This window comes from Chitiniphilus shinanonensis DSM 23277 (assembly GCF_000374805.1).
Classification (GTDB): domain Bacteria; phylum Pseudomonadota; class Gammaproteobacteria; order Burkholderiales; family Chitinibacteraceae; genus Chitiniphilus; species Chitiniphilus shinanonensis.
This window is the reverse complement of sequence record NZ_KB895334.1, coordinates 77,159-97,934: the sequence shown is the minus strand read 5'-3', so window position 1 is coordinate 97,934 and position 20,776 is coordinate 77,159. Positions and strand designations below refer to the sequence as shown.

General features: G+C 64.0%; 23 protein-coding genes and 1 other RNA gene. 20 read left to right on the top strand and 4 right to left on the bottom strand.

Annotated features, from left to right (window positions below; all coding sequences use genetic code 11):
* Window positions 1-4 precede the first annotated feature (4 nt).
* On the top strand, window positions 5-448 hold the full coding sequence (locus tag C556_RS24005) for a type IV pilin protein (protein WP_018746257.1): 444 nt from the start codon (window positions 5-7) through the stop codon (window positions 446-448).
* A 6-nt stretch (window positions 449-454) separates the two neighbouring features.
* On the opposite strand, the gene C556_RS22670 is transcribed toward C556_RS24005, so the two are convergent.
* A complete protein-coding gene (locus C556_RS22670; RefSeq protein WP_157235668.1) occupies window positions 455-1,000 on the bottom strand; it encodes an energy transducer TonB in 546 nt (181 codons plus the stop codon).
* Between the two features lie 86 nt (window positions 1,001-1,086).
* Window positions 1,087-1,554 carry a TlpA family protein disulfide reductase gene (locus tag C556_RS0100480; RefSeq protein WP_018746255.1) on the bottom strand — a complete coding sequence of 156 codons (468 nt, stop codon included), beginning with the start codon at window positions 1,552-1,554 and terminating at the stop codon, window positions 1,087-1,089.
* 320 nt (window positions 1,555-1,874) lie between these two features.
* Between C556_RS0100480 and ylqF the strand changes: the two genes are divergently transcribed.
* The 8 genes from ylqF (at window position 1,875) to ptsG (ending at window position 9,490) form a co-directional block, all read left to right on the top strand.
* The gene (gene ylqF / locus C556_RS0100475) at window positions 1,875-2,789 is read left to right on the top strand and encodes a ribosome biogenesis GTPase YlqF (RefSeq protein WP_018746254.1); all 915 of its coding nucleotides are present in this window, start codon (window positions 1,875-1,877) and stop codon (window positions 2,787-2,789) included.
* Complete coding sequence (locus C556_RS0100470; protein ID WP_018746253.1) at window positions 2,786-3,655, top strand: helical backbone metal receptor; 870 nt, start codon at window positions 2,786-2,788, stop codon at window positions 3,653-3,655. Before ylqF ends, C556_RS0100470 begins: the two co-directional genes overlap by 4 nt.
* 29 nt (window positions 3,656-3,684) lie before the next feature.
* Complete coding sequence (locus C556_RS0100465; RefSeq protein ID WP_018746252.1) at window positions 3,685-3,900, top strand: coiled-coil domain-containing protein; 216 nt, start codon at window positions 3,685-3,687, stop codon at window positions 3,898-3,900.
* Window positions 3,897-4,202 carry a cell division protein ZapA gene (locus C556_RS0100460; protein WP_018746251.1) on the top strand — a complete coding sequence of 102 codons (306 nt, stop codon included), beginning with the start codon at window positions 3,897-3,899 and terminating at the stop codon, window positions 4,200-4,202. The genes C556_RS0100465 and C556_RS0100460 overlap by 4 nt, the downstream gene beginning before the upstream one ends.
* Before the next feature lie 26 nt (window positions 4,203-4,228).
* Window positions 4,229-4,410, top strand: a non-coding RNA gene (ssrS, locus tag C556_RS21975) — 6S RNA.
* Between the two features lie 7 nt (window positions 4,411-4,417).
* Complete coding sequence (locus tag C556_RS0100455; protein ID WP_245559199.1) at window positions 4,418-5,017, top strand: 5-formyltetrahydrofolate cyclo-ligase; 600 nt, start codon at window positions 4,418-4,420, stop codon at window positions 5,015-5,017.
* Window positions 5,018-5,262: 245 nt separating this feature from the next.
* Entirely contained in the window at window positions 5,263-7,785 is a 2,523-nt protein-coding gene (gene ptsP, locus C556_RS0100450; RefSeq protein WP_040430017.1) for a phosphoenolpyruvate--protein phosphotransferase, read from the top strand.
* A gap of 256 nt (window positions 7,786-8,041) precedes the next feature.
* Entirely contained in the window at window positions 8,042-9,490 is a 1,449-nt protein-coding gene (ptsG, locus tag C556_RS18690; RefSeq protein WP_018746248.1) for a PTS glucose transporter subunit IIBC, read from the top strand.
* A 58-nt stretch (window positions 9,491-9,548) separates the two neighbouring features.
* Here the strand turns inward: ptsG and C556_RS0100440 are convergent, their stop codons facing one another.
* Both C556_RS0100440 and C556_RS0100435 read right to left on the bottom strand, forming a co-directional pair.
* Window positions 9,549-10,799, bottom strand: coding sequence for an AmpG family muropeptide MFS transporter (locus C556_RS0100440; RefSeq protein WP_018746247.1), 1,251 nt, complete (start codon window positions 10,797-10,799; stop codon window positions 9,549-9,551).
* Window positions 10,800-10,885: 86 nt separating this feature from the next.
* A complete protein-coding gene (locus C556_RS0100435) occupies window positions 10,886-11,659 on the bottom strand; it encodes an exodeoxyribonuclease III (protein WP_018746246.1) in 774 nt (257 codons plus the stop codon).
* A 159-nt stretch (window positions 11,660-11,818) separates the two neighbouring features.
* Between C556_RS0100435 and pyrE the strand changes: the two genes are divergently transcribed.
* The 11 genes from pyrE (at window position 11,819) to C556_RS0100380 (ending at window position 20,772) form a co-directional block, all read left to right on the top strand.
* Window positions 11,819-12,466, top strand: coding sequence for an orotate phosphoribosyltransferase (pyrE, locus tag C556_RS0100430; protein ID WP_018746245.1), 648 nt, complete (start codon window positions 11,819-11,821; stop codon window positions 12,464-12,466).
* A 40-nt stretch (window positions 12,467-12,506) separates the two neighbouring features.
* Window positions 12,507-13,100 carry a DUF4124 domain-containing protein gene (locus tag C556_RS0100425; protein ID WP_018746244.1) on the top strand — a complete coding sequence of 198 codons (594 nt, stop codon included), beginning with the start codon at window positions 12,507-12,509 and terminating at the stop codon, window positions 13,098-13,100.
* A 213-nt stretch (window positions 13,101-13,313) separates the two neighbouring features.
* Complete coding sequence (gene ppgK / locus C556_RS0100420) at window positions 13,314-14,090, top strand: polyphosphate--glucose phosphotransferase (RefSeq protein WP_018746243.1); 777 nt, start codon at window positions 13,314-13,316, stop codon at window positions 14,088-14,090.
* A gap of 162 nt (window positions 14,091-14,252) precedes the next feature.
* Complete coding sequence (mnmG, locus tag C556_RS0100415) at window positions 14,253-16,160, top strand: tRNA uridine-5-carboxymethylaminomethyl(34) synthesis enzyme MnmG (RefSeq protein ID WP_018746242.1); 1,908 nt, start codon at window positions 14,253-14,255, stop codon at window positions 16,158-16,160.
* Window positions 16,160-16,822, top strand: coding sequence for a 16S rRNA (guanine(527)-N(7))-methyltransferase RsmG (gene rsmG, locus C556_RS0100410; protein ID WP_018746241.1), 663 nt, complete (start codon window positions 16,160-16,162; stop codon window positions 16,820-16,822). Before mnmG ends, rsmG begins: the two co-directional genes overlap by 1 nt.
* The gene (locus C556_RS0100405) at window positions 16,819-17,604 is read left to right on the top strand and encodes a ParA family protein (protein ID WP_018746240.1); all 786 of its coding nucleotides are present in this window, start codon (window positions 16,819-16,821) and stop codon (window positions 17,602-17,604) included. Before rsmG ends, C556_RS0100405 begins: the two co-directional genes overlap by 4 nt.
* Before the next feature lie 3 nt (window positions 17,605-17,607).
* The gene (locus tag C556_RS0100400) at window positions 17,608-18,465 is read left to right on the top strand and encodes a ParB/RepB/Spo0J family partition protein (RefSeq protein WP_018746239.1); all 858 of its coding nucleotides are present in this window, start codon (window positions 17,608-17,610) and stop codon (window positions 18,463-18,465) included.
* A 249-nt stretch (window positions 18,466-18,714) separates the two neighbouring features.
* Window positions 18,715-19,080 carry an ATP synthase subunit I gene (locus C556_RS0100395; RefSeq protein ID WP_018746238.1) on the top strand — a complete coding sequence of 122 codons (366 nt, stop codon included), beginning with the start codon at window positions 18,715-18,717 and terminating at the stop codon, window positions 19,078-19,080.
* 4 nt (window positions 19,081-19,084) lie between these two features.
* Window positions 19,085-19,903 carry a F0F1 ATP synthase subunit A gene (gene atpB / locus C556_RS0100390; protein WP_018746237.1) on the top strand — a complete coding sequence of 273 codons (819 nt, stop codon included), beginning with the start codon at window positions 19,085-19,087 and terminating at the stop codon, window positions 19,901-19,903.
* Window positions 19,904-19,984: 81 nt separating this feature from the next.
* On the top strand, window positions 19,985-20,257 hold the full coding sequence (gene atpE, locus C556_RS0100385) for a F0F1 ATP synthase subunit C (protein ID WP_018746236.1): 273 nt from the start codon (window positions 19,985-19,987) through the stop codon (window positions 20,255-20,257).
* Between the two features lie 44 nt (window positions 20,258-20,301).
* A complete protein-coding gene (locus C556_RS0100380) occupies window positions 20,302-20,772 on the top strand; it encodes a F0F1 ATP synthase subunit B (RefSeq protein WP_018746235.1) in 471 nt (156 codons plus the stop codon).
* The last annotated feature ends 4 nt before the right edge of the window (window positions 20,773-20,776 follow it).

The window sequence follows — 20,776 nt, the reverse complement described above, 5'->3', positions numbered from 1 at the left end:
TCGAATGGCGGGCATCTTCCATGATGGGCGACACATGATGAAAACAAAATCGCAGGGGTTCACTTTGGTCGAGCTGATGGTCGTGGTCGCGATCATCGGCATCCTGGCGGCCATCGCCGTTCCGAATTATCGGGACTACATCACCAAGACGCGCCGTGCCGATGCCCAGTCGGTGCTGTTGCAAAACGCCCAGATCATGGAGCGCGGGTACACGATGAACAACCGCTACACCTGTAGCAGCCCGCCCATCGTGACCGAAGCGCCCGTGGATGGCAGCACCAAGTACTACGACATCGCGGTCGACGAGGACACCTGCACCACCGACTATTACCGCCTGATCGCCACGCCGAAGAATGGTCAATCCGGCGATGGCGAGCTTTCATTGGATTCCGCTGGCCTGCGTCGGTGGAACAAGCATGGCGGTGGTTGGCAGAACAGCTGGAAATAATCCGCGCTATTCCCTCGGCGGGTCGGTCAGGCGCTTGACGCTCGGAACCGGCCTGCCATCCTCGCGTGCGGGCGTGAACAGCGTCCGATAGACCTGCCGCACGATGGCCGCCGTCTGACGGCCTTCCAGCACGCTGGAAATCACCTCTACATTCTCCACCTCACCCCGTTCGCTGATCGACACGTCCAGCTCGATCAGCGGCGGTGCGTCCGCATCCCTGGGTGGCAACTGGAAGTCCGGTTCGACGATGGCATCGGCTTCGACGTATTGCCGGGTATTGACCTGCCCGCTGTCCGTAGTCAGCCACTTAGGTAGTCCACCTTCCCATGCAGGTAACGTCGAAGCGATCAATACGTGTTGTTGAGCCGGCTTTTCCTTCGGTGGAGTAACCACCGCAGGTGCTATGGGCTGGGCGGGTGCTGTAGCAAAGACTTCCTTCTGCAAGCTGGGTTTTGCTTTGGGCTGCAAGTGGATTTCCAGCGGCGCGGGTATGGAATGCGGTACCCAGACCGTGGGATGCAATGCCATCCCCAGTCCGATCAGTAGATGCAAGCTGATGGACCAGCAGCCGGCGAGCGCCAGCAAGTAACTGGGTGAGGGGGAAGGTTTCAGCGGGTCTGCCGGCAAGCTCACAATGCTCAGATCAGGCTGCGGATCTTGGCTTCCAGCGTGGCCATGTCGGGTTCGCCGACGTACCGTTGGATGATTCTTCCTTCCTTGTCGAGCAGGAAGGAAGTGGGTGTCAGCTGAATATCGCCAAAGGCTTCCGAGATCTGGTCAGTAGTGTCATGGGTGACGATGAAGGGAAGTCCTGTCCTGGCGACGTAGTGATCGATGCGTGCACGATCGTCGTAGCTCATCGCAACAGCGAGTGTCTTGTAGGGCTGACTTTGTAGTTTTTGTTGCAGGGCAACCAGCTTGGGCATCTCGGCCATGCAGCCGGTGCAGGTGGTGGCCCAGAAGTTGACCAGGACCACATTTCCTTTCAGATCAGCAAGTTGCTGTTGCTTACCTTGAAGTGTCGTCCAGTTGGTTGCAGGTCGATCGCGTTGCTGTCCGAACAGCAGGTAGCCGATGCCACCGACGATCACGAGCAGAAGAAGCATCCATCCGAGGCGTTTCATAGGCGAGAAGACTTTCGGGTTATACAACCATATGGAAATAGAAAGACTAAGAACAGTTAATAAGCCTGGCCCAAGTCTGTGGATAACGCGGATTCTACTGAATAATCATACTGTTGTCGTTTGGCAAACTTGCCCTGGGCCCAGGGAGTTGCCTGTGGATGAAACGGTGATGATTTCCCGGTTCCGGTCGTGGAGCGGGTTTTCCACAAACCAGGCTGGCTTGTCCACAGAACAAGCTGTTGATTTCGTGCCTTCTTTCCCCGCGGCGGTATAATCGGGCGCTTTTTCAGCAAGGAGCGCGCATGTCGATCCAGTGGTATCCCGGGCACATGCATGCCGCCCGCAAGCAGATTGCCGAAACCCTGGCCAAGGTCGATCTGGTCATCGAGGTCCTGGATGCCAGGTTGCCGGGCTCCAGCACCAATCCGATGATCGAGCAGTTGCGGCGGGCTCGCCAGCGTCCGGCGCTGAAGATCCTCAACAAGGCAGATCTGGCCGACCCGGCGCTCAACACGCGCTGGCTGGAGTGGTTCCGTGCCCAGCCGAGTACCGCCGCCATCCTGATGGGCGAGGACAACAAGCAGGGGCAGGCCCGGAAGCTGCCCAGCTATTGTCGGGAGCTGGCGCCGCATCGCACCGGCGCGGAAAAGCCGTTGCGCGCGCTCATCATGGGCATTCCCAATGTGGGCAAGTCCACCTTGCTCAACGTGCTGATGAGCCGGCGCATCGCCAACGTCGCCGATACCCCGGGGGTGACCAAGTCGCAACAGCGGGTGGAGACCGGCGAGGGTTTCATCCTGTACGACACCCCTGGCCTGCTCTGGCCGAAGATCGAGCGCCCGGAATCCGGTTACCGGCTGGCCCTGGCGGGCTCGGTGGGGCGCAATGCCTACAACGAGGAAGACGTGGCCTGGTTCGCGGTCGAGACCTTGCAGCAGCGCTATCCCCGTTTATTGGCTGAGCGCTACAAGCTCGATGAGCAGACCCTGTCGCTGCCGGCGGATCAGCTGTTCGAGGTGATCGGCAGGAAGCGCGGTGCCATGCTCGGGGGCGGCCGCATCGATCGGCAGAAGACCGCGGAACTGATCCTGACCGATTTTCGCAGCGGCATATTGGGGCGCATCACGCTGGAAACGCCGGACGATTTCCTGCTGCCGCCGGAGCCGCTGGCGCCAACCGACCATAGTGGCGATCCCGAGGAGGATCAGTCCGAGTGAAATCCTGGTGGTGGGTGGTCGTGTGCTGTGTGGGATGGCTGAGCCCTGCGTGGTCCGCCATCACGGTCCGCGACGATGCCGGGCGCACCGTCAGCCTGGAGCGGCCGGCGACGCGCGTCGTCACGTTGGCCCCGCACGCGACCGAACTGGTGGCCAGCCTGGCGCCGAATCTGCTCGTCGCGGTCGATCGCTACAGCAACTATCCACCGGCGGTACGCAAGCTGCCCCAGGTGGGCGATTACGTGACCATCAATCTGGAAGCGCTGATCGCGCTCAAGCCCGATCTGGTGGTGCTCTGGGAAGGCGACGCGGCTGCCGCGGCCATGCAGCGGCTGGACCGCCTTGCGATTCCCGTGTTCGTCAGCCGTCCGGCATCAGCGGAAGGGATCGCCACCAATCTGGAGCGCCTGGGCAGATTGCTCGGCAGAGCCGATCAAGCCCGGGCGTTGGCCACAAAGTTGCGCAAGCAGATGCGGGCGCTGCGGCAACAGTACGCCGCCAAGCCGCCCATCCGGGTGTTCCTGCAACTGGGCAACAATCCCATGTTCACGGTGTCGCGCAAGGCTTTCCTGGGCCAGGCGCTGGCCGATTGCGGCGCGACCACGCCTTATCAGGACGAAGCCGCAATCTCGCCCCAGGCCAGCCTGGAGGTCGTGCTGCAATTCGCACCCAGGCTGATCCTGGTCGATGGCCCGCAGGACGCGGTGGATGCCTGGCAGCGTTTCCCGCAATTGCCGGCGGTGGCCCATCAGGCGGTCCAGCGATTCGGCGACGACCGCTTCGTGCGCCCCGGCCCGCGTTTTGTCGAAGGGATGGCCGAGTTGTGCCGGCGGGTCGATTCGGCGCGGGCCCGCAAAATACCTTAGAATCGATTCGGGTCAACGGAGGCCGTTCGATGGATGCCGAACTCGCGATGCTCGACGACAAGATCGGGCAACTCATTCACCTGTGCCAACAACTGAAGTCGGAAAACCACGCGCTGCGCCAGCAGGTGCTGTCGTTGCAGCAGCAGAAGCAGCTGCTCAGCGCCAAGGTGGACGGTACCAAGACGCGGGTGGCGGCGATCCTGGCCAAGCTGCCGGCCGAGGATGACGAGGAGAACGACGAATGAGCGAGATCAAGCAGCTCGACGTCACCATCATGGGCCGGGAATTCCGAGTCGCCTGCCCGGTTGAGGAAGAGGACGCGCTGCTCGAAGCGGTGCGCATGCTCGATGCCAAGATGCACGAAATCCGCGAGAGCGGAAAAGTGATCGGGATCGAGAAGGTGGCCATCATGGCCGCGCTCAACTTCGCCCACGAGTACCTCCATGTGGAGGCGGGCGGTTTTGACATTGCAGCCTATCAGCGTAGAATCAACCGCATGAATGCAGCGCTCGACGCGGCGCTCCAGGATCAGGCAGAACTGTTCTGATCCTTGCCGCGACGAGACAACCCGTTGCTTTCCTGCGGTGTTTGTCCGGCTTTTATATTCCTTGAACCGATAAGCTTGCATCGGTTGCCGGCATTCCAGTCACCTGTTGTGAGCGTTCCTCCGTCGAACGCACCTGAAGGTGGCAAGCTGGTGACACTTGAACCCCAGGGTTCAGGATGCTGAGCCGGACGGCACTCGCGGGAAGCCCTCCTTCCGTGTCTCCCCCCTCGATCTCCCCCGACGACAAACTGACGCTGCGGCGCATGATGCGCACGCGGCGCGCGGCATTGTCCTCGGCACAACGCCACGCGGCGAGCGTCGCGACGGCCAAGCGGGCCATGCGCCTGTTGCGCGCCAGCCGACGCATTGCCGCCTATGTGCCCACCGGCAGTGAACTTTCGACCTGGCCGCTGATGCTGCATGCATTGCATCGTGGCTGCGAGGTGTATCTGCCACGCGTGCCGCGCCGGGGGCGGCGCATGTCGTTCGTCAAATGGGATGCGTCGTCGGATTGGCGCCTCGGCGCCTACGCCATTCCGGAACCGGATCACCCGGAAATCGTCGGTGCCCGATCGCTCGATGTGGTGTTCGTGCCCCTGGTGGCGTTCGACGCGAACCTGGCCCGCCTGGGCCAGGGCGGTGGTTACTACGATGCCACTTTCCACTTTCGCCGGATGCGCCGTCATTGGCACAAGCCATTGTTGGTCGGGCTGGCCTTCGACGAGCAGCGGGCCGATGACCTTCCGGTCGAGCGCTGGGACCTGCACCTGGACCTGGTCATCACCCCCAGCGGCATCTTCCGACGCCCCGCTTGACACTGCCTTGGCCCCAGGCAGTCCGCTGGCCGTCTTCCCGGTTTCCCGCGCCTGTCTATTGGCCGCGCTTAGTGATATACCTTAGTCATCGAAGAGTCCGGGTTCGACTTAAATCAAGATTACCCAGGATTAGCATGACAACCGGAAAAATTTCACAGCCCCACCCTTCGACTGGCCCTACACTTGCCGGCAAACGCTAATACACGGCGAATCTATTCGCATTCACGCTTCCGAGGTAGTCCTCCATGTCTAGCCAGCGCATCGAATTATTGGCCCCTCTTACCGGCCTGATCGTCCCGATCGAATCCGTTCCTGATCCCGTGTTTGCCCAGAAGATGGTGGGCGATGGCGTAGCGATCGACCCTACCTCCAACGTGCTGGCTGCTCCGACGGGTGGGAAGGTCAAACAACTGCATTCGTCGCATCACGCCATCACCCTGCTGACCCCCGAAGGGCTCGAAGTGCTGTTGCACATCGGCCTGGATACCGTGATGCTCAAGGGCGAAGGCTTCAAGGCGCTGGTGCGCGAAGGCGAAGAAGTCCGTACCGGCCAGCCGCTGATCGAGTTCGATGCCGAACTCATCATGAAGCGCGGCAAGAGCATCCTCACCGAAATGGTGGTCACCAATGGCGACAAGGTCAGCGCCTATCTGCCGGGCAACGGTTTCGCGCGTGTCGGGCTGACCCCGGCATTGACGCTGGAACTGGTCGGTGGCGCGCCGAGCGCGGCCGCGAGCGTGGCGGAAGGCCAGTTGTCCGACGCCGTGAAGGTGCCGAATCCCACCGGTTTGCACGCCCGCCCCGCAGCCGTGCTGGCTAACGCCGCCAAGACCTACAAGAGCGACATCAAGCTGGTGCGCGGCGGCGACGACGCCAACGCCAAGTCGGTGGTGTCGATCATGGGCCTGGAGGTCAAGCACAACGACGAAATCAAGATCAAGGCCACCGGCCCGGATGCCCAGGCGGCCATCAAGGCGTTGACCGAACTCATCCGTTCAGGCTGTGGCGAGGATTGTGGCCCCGGCGTGCCGGCCGGCAAGCCCAAGACCGTGATCAAGCCAGTGGTCAAGCCGCATTCAGACGATCCCGACGTGCTGGTCGGTGTATCCGCCTCGCCGGGCCTGGCGGTCGGCCAGATCTTCCAGGTGAAGCAGGACGTGATCGAAGTGCGCGAGCAAGGCGACAATGCGGAAGTGGAACGTCGCCGCCTGGACGACGCGTTGAAGGAAGCCAAGCAACAGCTCGAAGCGCTGAAATCCGAGATCGAGGATCCGGGCAAGGCGGAAATCTTCTCCGCGCACCAGGAACTGCTGGCCGACCCCGACCTGCTCGACATTGCCATTTCCGGTGTGAGCGAGGGCAAGAGCGCCGGCTTCGCCTGGCGCAAGGCGTTCACCACTTACGCCGACAAGCTGGCCAAGTTGCAGAACGAAGTGCTCGCCGGCCGCGCCAACGACATCCGCGACGTGGGCCGTCGTGTGCTGCGCCTGCTGGCCGGGGTGAAGGAAGCCGAACTGGTCGTGCCCGACAACGCCATCCTGATCGCCGAGGAACTCACGCCGTCCGATACCGCCAGCCTGGACCGCACCAAGGTGCTCGGCTTTGCCACTACCGGCGGCGGCGCGACCAGCCACGTCGCCATCCTGGCGCGTTCGCTGAACATCCCCGCGATCTGCGGCATCGAGGACGCGGTGCTGCAATTGCCCAACGGGGTGCCGGTGATCCTGGACGGCACGCGCGGCACCTTGCGCAAGAACCCCAGCGAAGCCGAGGTCCAGCAGATCCGCGACAAGCAGGCCACGCTGGCGCGCAAGCGCGCCGAGGAACAGGCCACAGCGCATCAACCCGCGATCACCCGCGACGGCACGCGCGTCGAGGTGGTGGCCAATATCGGCGGGCTGGACGAAGCCAAGCAGGGTGTCACGCTGGGTGGTGAAGGCGTCGGCCTGCTGCGTTCCGAGTTCCTGTACCTGGAGCGCACCGATGCGCCCACCGAAGAGGAACAGACCCAGATCTACAGCGACATCGCCAAGGCGCTCGGCACCACCCGCACGCTGGTGATCCGCACCCTGGACGTGGGCGGCGACAAGCCCCTGCCGTACCTGCCGATGCCGGCCGAGGAAAACCCGTTCCTCGGCGTGCGCGGCATCCGCCTGTGCCTGGCCGCGCCGGAGATCCTGCGCACCCAGTTGCGCGCCATCCTGCGCGCCGCGCCGCTGTCCAAGCTGCACATCATGTTCCCGATGATCGCCTCGCTGGAGGAAGTACGCGAAGCCAAGGCCATCGTCGCCGAGGAAAAGGCCGCGCTCGGCGTGACCGCCGACGTCAAGGTCGGGATCATGGTCGAAGTGCCGTCTACCGCGGTGATGAGCGAGATCTTCGCCCGCGAGGTCGATTTCTTCTCCATCGGCACCAACGACCTGACCCAGTACACGCTGGCGATGGACCGCGGCCATCCCAAGCTGGCCAAGCAGGCCGACGCGCTGCATCCGGGCGTGCTGCGCCTGATCGCCATGACGGTGAAGGGGGCCCATGCCCACGGCAAGTGGGTGGGCGTGTGCGGCGGCATTGCCTCCGACCCGCTGGCGGTGCCGGTGCTGCTGGGTATCGGCGTGGACGAGTTGTCGGTCAGTGTGCCGGCCATCCCGTCGATCAAGGCGCTGGTGCGCAAGCTCAACAAGTCCGACTGCGTGAAGCTGGCCAACGAAGTGCTGCAACTGGGCACCGCCGCCGAAGTGCGCGCCCGCCTGGCCTCGCTCGCCGACTGATCCCGGGCTATCGCCCCCGACGCCGCCCGCGCTTTGCGCCGGCGGCGTTTTTCTTGGCGCTCGTGCCCGACGATGGTGCGCGATCGCGCGGGCCAACAACCGGACAGCGCCTGGCTAAATCGTTTTGGCTTGTCGGGTTGGTCGATTTTGATCCAAAACAAGCAAAACGCCCCTTACTAGAGCAATCACCTGATGGTTGAGTGCACAAAGCTGGGCGGATGATCGGCGGCAGCTCAACAAGAAAGGGGTCGAAACCATGTTCAAGCACGCGTTCGCGATCTTGCAGAAGATCGGCAAGGCTTTGATGCTACCGGTGGCGGTGCTGCCCATCGCCGGCCTGTTATTGGGGATCGGGGCGTCCAATTTCTCGTTCCTGCCGGCGGTGGTGTCACAGATCATGGCGCAGGGCGGTGGCGCGATCTTCGGCAACCTGCCGCTGATCTTCGCGGTGGGCGTGGCGCTGGGGCTGACCGAGAACGACGGTGTCGCGGCGATCGCCGCAGTGGTCGGCTTCGTGGTGATGATCGCCACCATGGGGGTGATGGCGGTGGCGTGGGGCATCGAACCGGCGACGGTGATGGGCATGAAGTCGATGGAAACCGGCGTGTTCGGCGGCATCATCATCGGCGGCGTCGCGGCGGCCCTGTTCAACAGGTACTACCGCATCGAACTGCCGCAGTACCTGGGCTTCTTCGCCGGCAAGCGCTTCGTGCCGATCGTGACCGGCGTGGCCGCGATCTTCGTCGGTGTGGCGCTGTCCATCGTCTGGCCGCCGATCCAGCGCGGCATCGAGGTGTTCTCGCACTGGGCCGCCTACAGCGACCCGCGTACCGCCGCCACGGTCTACGGCTTCGTGGAACGGATGCTGGTGCCGTTCGGCCTGCACCACATCTGGAACGTGCCGTTCTTCTTCGAGATCGGCAACTTCACCGATTCGGCCGGCAAGGTGGTGCACGGCGACATCAACCGCTTCTTCGCGGGCGACCCCACTGCCGGCATTCTTTCCGGCGCCTTCCTGTTCAAGATGTTCGGCCTGCCGGCCGCGGCCATCGCCATCTGGCATACCGCCAAGCCGGAAAACCGCATCAAGGTGGGCGGCATCATGATCTCCGCCGCGCTGACCTCGTTCCTGACCGGGATCACCGAGCCGATCGAATTCGCCTTCCTGTTCGTCGCGCCGCAGCTTTACCTGATCCACGCGGTGCTGGCGGCCACCACGCAGTTCATCGCCAACACCCTGAACATGCACATGGGCTTCACCTTCTCGCAGGGCGGCATCGACTTTCTGCTGTTCAACGCCTTCGGCAAATACGCGCAGAACTGGTGGCTGGTGCTGATCCTCGGCCCGATCTACGCCGCGATCTATTACGGTGTGTTCCGCTTTGCCATCCTGCGGTTCAACCTCAAGACCCCTGGCCGCGAGCTGGAAACCGGCGAGGAAGTGCTGGAGCACCAGCTCGGCGAAGGCGACCGCACCCGCGATCTGGTCCATGCCTTTGGCGGCGCGGAGAACATCAAGGGCCTGGACGCCTGTATCACCCGGTTGCGCATCGTGGTGGACGACGTGACCAAGGTGGACCAATCCAAGCTGAAGTCGATGGGCGCCGCCGGGGTGATGGTGGTGGGCAGCAGCGTGCAGGCCGTGTTCGGCACGCTGTCGGAGAACATGAAGACCGACATGGCCAAGTTCCTGGGTCGACACTGACCGTCGGCGGGAACCCAAGCAAAACGGAGCGCCTTGCGCTCCGTTTTTCGTTGTTTGGTCAGGCCGCCGGATCGTGGTCCAGCGCGCGGATGCGCTCGCGCATCCACCACACCAGCGCCACCCCGGGCAGCGCCACCAGCACGCTGATGACGAAGAACTGTGCCCAGCCGAAGGTATCGACGATATAGCCCGACGCCGGGCCGACATAGACGCGGCCGAATGCGGCCAGCGCCGACAGCAGCGCGTACTGGGTGGCGGTGAAGCGCACGTTGCACAACGCCATCAGCAAGGCCACCGACGCGGTGGTGCCCATACCGCCTGCCAGGTTCTCCAGGCCGATCGCCATGAACAGCAGTTCCTTGCCCGGCGCCGGCGTGGTGGCGATCAGCCAGTAGCCCAGGTTGGTCAGCGCCTGGGCCAGCCCGAACCACAGCAGCGAGCGGTACAGGCCCAGCCGCACCATCAGCACCGCGCCGGCAAAGCCGCCGAAGATGGTGGCGATCATGCCGAATACCTTGTTGGCCTGGCCGATCAGGCTCTTGCTGTAGCCCATATCCAGCAGGAACTTGGTCGACAGGCTGCCGGCAAAGGCGTCGCCCAGCTTGTAGGCCACCACCAGCGCCAGCAGGATCAGCGCGCCGCGCCGGGAGAAGAACTCGCGCAGCGGCTCGATCACGGCTTCTTCCAGCGTCAGCGGCGGGCGGACGGCCACGGTGGGCTCGGGGGCCAGGAAGCTCACCACGACCATGACCGCCATCAGCCCCGCCATCGCCCAGTAGGTCTGCTGCCAGCTCAGGAAGCCGTCAGCCAGGATCAGTGCCAGCGCACCCGAGGTCAGCATCGCCATGCGATAGCCGAACACGTTCACCGCCGCCGCCGCGCCGCGTTCCTCGTGGTGGACCAGCTCGGTGCGGTAGGCGTCGATCACCACGTCCTGGGTCGAGGAAAAGAACGCCACCAGCAAGGCCAGGACCGCGAAGGTGGGTAGATGCTGCTGTGGATTCAAGCCGCCCATTCCCGCGATGGCGAGCGCCAGCAGCAACTGCGTCAGCACCATCCAGCCGCGTCGCCGGCCGAGGAACGGCATCGGGAAACGGTCGATCAACGGCGCCCAGAGGAATTTCCAGGTATACGGCTGGCCGACCAGGGTGAACCAGCCGATGGTCTTGACGTCGAGCCCCGCGTCACTGAGCCAGGCTTGCAATGTCGAGCCGGTGAGGGCGAGCGGCAGGCCGGACGCGAAGCCCAGGAACATGGCCGCGGCGATGCGGCGGTTGCTGAAGACGGCGAAATAATTGGCAAGGCGCATTGGGCGGCGGCCGGCAAACAAATGGCCGCCAGTATCGCACGGGCGGCCAGGGCATCGCGGACGATGCGAACGATGAGGACGGCTGATCAGAACGGGTAGTCGTAGTCGACGATCAGCGGTGCGTGATCGGAGAATTTCACGTCCTTGTAGATCGACCCGGCGCGCGCGGTCTGCGCCAGTCCTCGGGTGCCGATGTGGTAGTCGATGCGCCAGCCCACATCCTTGGCATAAGCCTGGCCCCGGTTGCTCCACCAGGTATAACCGGGGACCTCGGGGTACAACGTGCGCCAGACATCGACCAGGTTCAGCTCGGCGAACACCCGGCCGATCCACGCGCGTTCCTCCGGCAGGAAACCGGAGTTCTTCAGGTTGCCCTTCCAGTTCTTCAGGTCGATCTCGTTGTGCGCGATATTCCAGTCGCCCAGCAGCAGCACGTCGCGGCCACATGCCGCCAGGTCGGCCAGGTGGGGCCAGAAGGCTTTCATGAAGGCGAACTTCACCTGTTGCCGTTCCTCGCCGGACGAGCCGGAGGGCAGGTACAGCGAGATCACGCTCAGGTTGCCGAAGCGCGCTTCCAGGTAGCGGCCTTCGCTGTCGAACTCGGGCAGTCCCAGGCCCACCACCAGCTCGTCCGGCTCACGACGACAATACAGGCCGACGCCGCTATAGCCCTTCTTCTCGGCATAGTGGAAGTAACCGCGGTAACCGGCCGGTGCGCGCATCGCGTCGGTCAGGTCGCCGTCCTGGGCCTTGAGTTCCTGCAAGCCGATGACGTCGGCGCCGGATTGCGCCACCCAGTCCAGGAAGCCCTTGTTGGTAGCCGAACGGATACCGTTGAGATTGGCGGAAACGATGCGCACGAAAGCTCCTTGGGTGGTCGGGCGAGGGGGCTTGCGCCACGTGATATGCTGTTTTTCGTCACATTGATCCCGAAATGCGGCACCTTGACGCGATGAACGGCAGGCGCGCGGGCCCGGCCGGTTTCGGGACGAATTCCCACTTAGCAGGAGCCAGAATCGATGTCCGACTTTCGCCAGGAATTCATTGAATTCGCCGTGGCACAGAATGTGCTGAGCTTCGGCGAGTTTATCACCAAAGCCGGTCGCAACTCGCCGTACTTCTTCAACGCAGGCTTGTTCAACGACGGCGCTTCGCTCGCGGAACTGGCACGCTTCTACGCCCAGGCCGCGCTGGCGGCCCAGGTCGAGTTCGACGTGCTGTTCGGGCCGGCCTACAAAGGTATCGTCCTCGCCGCGGCGACCGCGGTGAAGCTGGCCGAGGCCGGGCAGAACGTGCCGTTCGCCTACAACCGCAAGGAAGCCAAGGATCACGGCGAAGGCGGCGTGCTGGTCGGCGCCAAGCTCGCCGGTCGCGTACTGATCATCGACGACGTGATCTCGGCCGGGACCAGCGTGCGCGAATCGGTGGAGTTGATCCGCGCCCACGGTGCCGAACCCGCCGGCGTGCTGATCGCGCTGGACCGGATGGAACGCGGGCAGGGCGAGTTGTCCGCGGTGCAAGAGGTGGAACAGCGATTCGGCATCCCGGTGATTCCCATCGCGACGCTGGACGATCTGCTGAGTTATCTCGCGGCGCGTCCCGGCATGGTCGACAATTTGACAAGAGCCGAGGCCTACCGGGCCCAGTACGGCATCCAACGGCGCTGAGGCGGTTTCCGCTCGGCGCCGTGGCATCGAGAGGAAAAGCATGAACAGATTGACCTTGCTGATGGGGACGCTGCTGCTGGTATGGGCAGCGTCGGCCGAGGCGGTGCTGTACCGATGGGTGGACGAGAACGGCAACACCCAATACAGCGACAAGCCACCGGCCAACCAGCCCAAAGGGGGCGTCACCGAGCTGGACAAGCGCGGCATCGTGCGCAAGACGCCTCAACCGCAAATGAGCGAAGAGGAGCGGCAGCGCAAGCAGGAAGCCGAGCGGCAGGCCAACGAGGCACGCCGCCGCGACCGAGCGCTGTTGCAGTCGTTCTCGCGTCCCGAGGAAGTCGATCTGCTGCGCGATCAGCAGATCGACGCCATCCAGGCCAGCATCCAGACCAACAAGATCAAGCGGCAGAACGCGTCGGCCAAGCTGGATCGGCTCAACGAGCAGGCCGATCGCTACACCAAGCGCAAGAAGCCGCTGCCCACCGATCTGGAAACCGACATCGCCCTCGCGCAGAAGGAGATCGGCGACATCGACCTCGACACGCAGAAACGCCAGGGCGAGATCGTCGAGGTGAAGAAGCGCGCCGAAGCCGACAAGAAGCGTCTGCAAGAGCTGCTCGCGGGTCCGCGCTGAGCCTGCGGCGGGCCGCCATTGCGCGGCTCGCCGTTTGTTTTGCGGCAAAAGAGGCGGGGCCCGCAGTCGTTACCCTGCCTATCATTGCGTAGAATGGCCGCCGCGTCGGTGGCCGCGAAAACGGCCGCCCGGCCGCTAGGTAAATCTCCGTAGTTCGGCCTCGCGGTGGAGCGGGCAAACTGCGCGCGCAGACAGGACACAGGATTCGGCGACATGACCCAGACCAGCGTGAAGGCTCCCAAGGCCGTACTCGGCATCGATATCGGCGGCAGCGGCATCAAGGGCGCGCCGGTCAATGTGGAAACGGGCGAACTGCTCGGCGAGCGGGTGCGGCTGGATACGCCGCAGCCTTCCACCCCGCAGGCCGTGGCGGCCACGGTCAGCGAGCTGGTCAAGCAGTTCGACTGGAAAGGTCCGCTGGGCTGTACCTTCCCCGCCATCGTGCATAACGGCGTCACCCTGTCCGCCGCCAACGTGGACAAGAGCTGGATCAACGCGCCGGCGGAGCAGATCCTGGCCGATGCGGTCGGCCTGCCGGTCAAGCTGGTGAACGATGCCGATGCCGCCGGCCTGGCCGAGGTGGTGTTCGGCGCCGCCAAGGGCAAGTCCGGCAAGACCCTGGTGCTGACCCTGGGCACCGGCATCGGCAGCGCCTTGATCGTCGACGGCAAGCTGATCACCAATACCGAATTCGGCCACGTGATCTTCCCCAAGGACGAGATCGCCGAGAAATACTGCTCGGCCAAGGTCAAGGACGATCTCGACCTGAAGTACAAGCAGTACGCTGCGCGTCTGAACCAATACCTGCTGCACCTGCAACTATTGCTTTCGCCGGACCGGGTCATCATCGGCGGCGGCATCTCCAAGAAGCACGAGAAGTTCATCCCCGAGCTCACCGGCCTGCGTTTCCCGGTGGAACCGGCTGCGCTGAAGAACGACGCCGGCATCGTCGGCGCCGCGCTGGAAGCCGCCCACACCTTCGGCCTGTAGCCATATCACGTCCGGCGTGGCGGCTACGGCGCCGGCTGACGGGATGATACCCACAGGTTTTCGGCGCTTTTTCCCGCCTCATCCCGACGTGAAGCCGCTTCATAGTGCAAGTGCCTGTTTTGCCGTAGAATATTGGCCCTTTGCATCGTGGTGCGGCACATCATGCTTTATCCCACTCGTTACGACGTCATCGTGGTCGGCGGCGGCCACGCCGGCACCGAAGCGGCGCTGGCCAGCGCCCGCATGGGCCGGCGCACCCTGCTGCTGACCCACAACATCGAAACCCTGGGCCAGATGAGCTGCAACCCGTCGATCGGCGGCATCGGCAAGGGCCATCTGGTCAAGGAAGTGGACGCCCTCGGGGGCGCCATGGCGCTGGCCACCGACCTCGGCGGCATCCAGTTCAAGACGCTGAATTCCAGCAAGGGCCCGGCGGTGCGCGCCACCCGCGCCCAGGCCGACCGCATCCGCTACAAGGCCGCCATCCGCGGCATGCTGGAAAACCAGCCCAACCTCGATCTGTTCCAGCAGGAAGTGGCCGACCTGATCGTCGACGGCGATCGCGTGATCGGTGCCGTGACCGCCATCGGCATCCGCTTCGAAGCCAGCGCCGTGGTGTTGACCGCCGGCACCTTCCTGGGAGGCAAGATCCACGTCGGCCTGGAGAACCAGGTCGGCGGCCGCGCCGGCGATCCGGCATCGTTGTCGCTGTCGGCGCGCCTGCGCGAGTTGCAATTGCCGGTGGGCCGGCTCAAGACCGGCACGCCGCCGCGCATCGACGGGCGGACCATCGATTTCTCGGTGCTGGAAGCCCAGCCCGGTGATGTGCCGGAGCCGGTGTTCTCGGTACGTGGCTCCCGCGCCATGCATCCGCGCCAACTGCCGTGCTGGATCGCCCACACCAACCTGCGGACCCACGAGATCATCCGCTCCGGGTTCGACCGCAGCCCCATGTTCACCGGCAAGATCGAAGGCGTGGGGCCGCGCTACTGCCCCAGCATCGAAGACAAGGTGAACCGCTTTGCCGACAAGGACAGCCACCAGATCTTCCTGGAGCCGGAAGGGCTGGATACCCACGAGTTCTACCCGAACGGGATCTCGACCAGCCTGCCGTTCGATGTCCAGATCGCCGCGGTGCAATCGATCAAGGGCCTGGAACACGCACGCATCCTGCGCCCCGGCTATGCCATCGAATACGACTACTTCGACCCGCGCGCGCTGAAGGCCAGCTTCGAGACCAAGGCCATCGCCGGCCTGTTCTTCGCCGGCCAGATCAACGGCACCACCGGCTACGAGGAAGCGGCCGCGCAAGGCTTGTTCGCCGGCATCAACGCGGCGCTGTCCGCCAGCGGCCAGGAGCCCTGGACGCCGCGCCGCGACGAAGCCTACCTGGGGGTGCTGGTGGACGACCTGATCACCCGCGGCGTGACCGAGCCGTATCGCATGTTCACCAGCCGCGCCGAGTTCCGCCTGCAACTGCGCGAGGACAACGCCGACCTGCGCCTGACCGAGGCCGGGCGCGCGCTGGGCGTGGTGGGCGACGAACAATGGGCCCTGTTCTGCCGCAAGCGCGACGCGGTGGAAGCCGAACTGCAACGCCTGAAATCCACCTGGATCAACCCGCGCCTGCTGGAGGCCGCCGAAGCCGAGCGCGTGCTGGGGCGCGCCATCGAGCGCGAATACAACTTGGCCGAGCTGCTGCGCCGCCCCGAGGTCAGCTATGACAGCCTGCTGACGCTGGCTTGCGCCCAGCCCGGCGAAGGCCAGGCCGTGGTCGACGATCCGGCGGTGGCCGAGCAGGTGGAGATCCAGGTGAAGTACCAGGGCTATATCGAGCGGCAACAGCACGAAGTGGCCAAGCGCGACAACCTGGAGGATTTCAGGCTGCCGCTCGACCTGGATTACGCCCAGGTGGTGGGCTTGTCCAAGGAAGTGCAGCAGAAGCTGAACACCCATCGACCCGAATCGCTGGGGCAGGCCAGCCGCATCTCCGGCGTGACGCCGGCCGCGGTGGCGCTGCTGCTGGTCCATCTCAAGAAAAAACAACTCATCGACCACAAGGCCGCTTGATGACCGTCGTTACCGTACACCCGCTGGCCGATGCGCTGGCCGCGGGCCTCGCCGAACTGGGGCTCGCCCTTTCCTCCGATCAGCAACACACCCTGCTGGCCTATGTCGACCTGCTGGCCAAGTGGAACAAGACCTACAGCCTGACCGCGATCCGCGAGCCCGAACGCATGGTGTCGCACCATCTGCTCGATTCGCTGGCGCCGCTGCCCAGGCTGAGCGGCGAAGCGGGCTGCCGGGTGCTGGATGTCGGATCGGGCTTCGGCACGCCGGGCATCCCGCTGGCGATCGCCCGACCGGACTGGCAATTGTTCCTGCTCGATTCCAACCACAAGAAGACCACCTTCCTGCGGCAGGTGGTGGTCGATCTGCAACTGCCCAACGTCACCGTGCTGACCGAGCGGGTGGAAGCCTACCGCCCAGAGGCCGGCTTCCAGATCATCACCTCGCGCGCCTTCGCCGATCTGGGCGAATTCGTGAAGCTCACCCGCCATCTGCTGGCGCCGGGCGGCGAGTGGGCGGCGCTCAAGGGCGTCTACCCGTACGAGGAAATCGCACAATTGGCGGTGGACATCCGCGTGGCGAGCGTCGATCATCTTGCGGTGCCCGGCCTGGAGGCCGAACGGCACCTGGTGCACCTGAAGATGGAGAACGCGGCGGCATGAAGATCCTGGCGATCGCCAACCAGAAAGGCGGGGTGGGCAAGACGACGACGGCGGTGAACCTGGCGGCCAGCCTGGCGCACCTGGGACGGCGCGTCCTGCTGGTCGACCTCGATCCCCAGGCGAACGCCACCATGGGTTCCGGACTGGACAAGTCCAAGCTCAAACATACCGTCTACACCATGCTGATCGGCGAATCGTCGCTGGCGGATACCCGGCAGGTGTCGGAATCCGGCGGCTTCGACGTGCTGCCGGCCAACCGCGAGCTGGCCGGGGCCGAAGTGGAGCTGGTCGAGGCCGAAGCGCGCGAATCGCGGCTGAAGGACGCACTGACCGCCGTGGCCGGCGACTACGACTTCATCGTGCTCGACTGCCCGCCGGCGCTGAACCTGCTGACCCTCAACGGCCTGGTCGCCGCCGACTCGGTGATGATCCCCATGCAGTGCGAGTACTACGCGCTGGAAGGGTTGTCCGACCTGGTGAACACGCTGCGCCGGGTGAAACAGGGTCTCAACCGCCGGATCGAGATCGAAGGCTTGCTGCGCACCATGTTCGACCCGCGCAGCACGCTGGCGCAGCAGGTCAGCGATCAACTGGTCAAACACTTCACCTCCAAGCTGTACCACACGGTGATCCCGCGCAATGTGCGCTTGGCCGAAGCGCCATCGTACGGGCGGCCGATCCTCTCCTACGACAAGTCCTCCAAGGGCGCGCAAGCGTACCTGCAACTCGCCGAGGAACTGCTGGCGCGGCATAATCCGGCCGAAGCAGCTCACCCGGTCTAATCAATGGTCAGCAAGAAATTCAAAGGGCTGGGTCGCGGCCTCGACGCCCTGATGGGCGGCGACGCGCCCGGCGACACCCTCCAGCAACTGCCGCTCGACAGCCTGCAGCCCGGCCGTTTCCAGCCGCGCGTGCATATCGACGAGGACGCGCTGCGCGAACTGGCCGAGTCGATCAGGGCCCAGGGGCTGATGCAGCCGGTACTGGTGCGTGCCATCGAGGATGGCCTGGAAACCCGTTACGAGATCATTGCCGGCGAACGCCGCTGGCGCGCCAGCCGGCTGGCCGGGTTGACCGAGATCCCCGCGCTGGTGCGCGAGGTGCCGGACGAAGCCGTCGCGGCGATGGCGCTGATCGAGAACATCCAGCGCGAGGATCTCAACCCGCTGGAAGAAGCGCAGGGCCTGGCCCGGCTGATCGAAGAATTCGGCATGACGCACGAAGCGGTCGCCCACGCCGTGGGCAAGTCGCGCGTGACCGTCACCAACCTGCTCCGCCTGCTCAACCTGGCCGAACCGGTGCGTGAAATGTTGCTGGCCGGCCAGCTCGACATGGGGCACGCTCGTGCCCTGCTGGCGCTGGACACCCTGCCTCAGCTCGACGCGGCCAAGACCGTGGCGCTGAAAGGGTTGTCGGTGCGGGAAACGGAAGGCCTGGTGAAGCGGCTGTTGCAGGGCGAACCTGCGGCCGCGGCGCAGAAGAAGGCAGACCCCGACGTGCGGCGCCTGGAAGAGGAAGTCTCGGAGCGCTGGGGCGCGCGGATCCAGATCAAGCAGGGCAAGCAGGGGCGTGGCCGCGTGACCATCGATTACAGTAGTCTCGACGACCTGGACCGGCTGCTGGGCCGCTTGAAACAAGAGTGACTGACAAAACCCTTCTGGCTGCGCCGCGCTGTCTGCGTTTCGCGCGTCTTGCCAGAACCGCTACGCTGGGTTTTGTCGGCCGCTCCAAAGGCCGTTTCCCACGATGACACGGCACCAAATTGGTGCCGCTAACATACTTTCAGAAAACCTTCATAGAGCGAGGACAAAAGCATAGTTTCCGTCAATCGGTAAAATTGACGGCGCGCAAACCCGCTCCGTATAATCCCGGGGTTTTTCCCCAAGGAAGCTATGGTCAAGCGGCCAGAAATCCGCCGAGTCATCCGCCTCAAGCTGGTGCTGACGATTGCCGTTTCGGTGCTCGTCTGGGCTTTATGGGGAGCGGTCGCCGGGATTTCAAGTGCGTTGGGTGGCGGCATCTCGCTGGTGGGTGCCCTGATCTATGCGCGTATCGCTTACCCCGGCGGCTGGGGATCCCCTCAAGCAATGCTGTCGCGGCACTATGCGGCCGAGATGGCGAAATTTGGTTGGACCATTACCGGATTCGCGCTGGTGATCGTGACGATCCCGGTGCACGGCCTGGGGTTGCTGTTGGGCTACATCGCCGCGACGGCGGCCTACTGGCTGGGCTTATTCGTAAAACTGGAAAAGAACTGAGCATATGGCTGCCGAACAAAGCGCAACGGGCTACATCGTCCACCACTTGACGCACTGGCGTCTCGAAACCGACGGCTTCTGGTCCGGTTTCCACCTCGATACCTTCTGGGTTTCCCTGGCCCTGGGCTTCGTCTTCGCCGGCGTGTTCGGCATGGTGGCCCGTCGTGCCACGTCCGGCGTGCCCGGCCGCTTGCAGAACTTCGTCGAGCTGATCGTCGAGATGGTCGACAGCCAGATCAAGGATGCCTTCCACGGCAAGAGCAAGGTGATCGGCCCGCTGAGCCTGACCATCTTCGTCTGGGTGTTCCTGATGAACTCCATGGACTTCCTGCCGGTCGACATGCTGCCCGTCGCCGCCCAGGCCATCGGTCACTACGCCTTCGGCATGGATCCGCATCACGTCTACCAGCGTGTGGTGCCCACCGCCGACGTCAACATGACCTTTGCGTTGTCGCTGTCGGTGCTGCTGGTGATCATCGGCTTCTCGATCAAGGCCAAGGGCATCGGCGGCTGGATCAAGGAACTGCTGACCAAGCCGTTCCACGCGGAAGGGCTGGCCCTGAGCATCGTCCTGGCGCCCGTGAACCTGGTGTTCCAGGCCATCGAACTGCTGGCCAAGCCCATTTCGCTGTCGCTGCGGTTGTTCGGCAACATGTACGCCGGCGAACTGATCTTCATCCTGATCGCCCTGCTGCCGTTCTGGGCGCAGTGGGTGCTCGGCGCGCCGTGGGCGATCTTCCACATCCTGATCGTGACCCTGCAGGCCTTCGTCTTCATGATGCTGACCATCGTCTACCTGTCGCTGGCGGTGGAAGACCACTAAGAATCGCGCCGGGCGGCATCGGCCGACCAGCTCGTGTTTCAACCCTTGTATTAACGACCTTTCCTATTAGGAGATATAGAAATGGCTGCACCTGAACTCATCGCCGGCATCCAGAGCATGACCGTGATCGCGGTTGCGATCATCATCGGTCTTGCCGCCATCGGTACCGCGCTGGGCTTCGCCATTCTCGGCGGCAAGTTCCTGGAGTCGTCCGCTCGCCAACCGGAAATGATCCCGGTTCTGCAAACCAAGCTGTTCATCATCGCCGGTCTGCTCGACGCCATTTCGATGATCGGTGTCGGTGTCGCCCTGCTGTTCACGTTCGCCAACCCGTTCCTCGCCGCGCTCGCTTAATCGGTCGGTTTAAGAGAAAACCCTTAAACCTGGAGGACTAGTTCGTGGAACTCAATGCATCCCTCATCGGGCAGGCGATCACTTTCGCCATCCTGGTGTGGTTCACCATGAAATTCGTCTGGCCTCCGCTGACCCGGATGATGGATGAGCGCGCTGCGCGCATCGCTGACGGTCTGGCTGCCGCCGACCGTGCCAAGCAAGACCTGGCCAATGCGGAACGCGCATCGGCAGACCGTCTGCGCGAGGCCAAGCAGCAAGCCGCCGAACTCATCGCCCAGGCCGAGAAGCGTGCGGCCCAGATCGTCGAAGAAGCCAAGGATCAAGCCAAGGTGGAAGGCGAGCGCCTCGTCAAGGGTGCGCAAGCCGAGGTGGACCAACAGGTCCAGCAAGCCAAGGAAGTGCTGCGTCAGCAGGTGGCGACTCTCGCCGTCGCTGGTGCGGAGAAGATCCTGAAGCAGGAAATCGACGCCGCCAAGCACGCCGATTTGTTGGCATCCATTCAAGCGGAACTGTAAGACA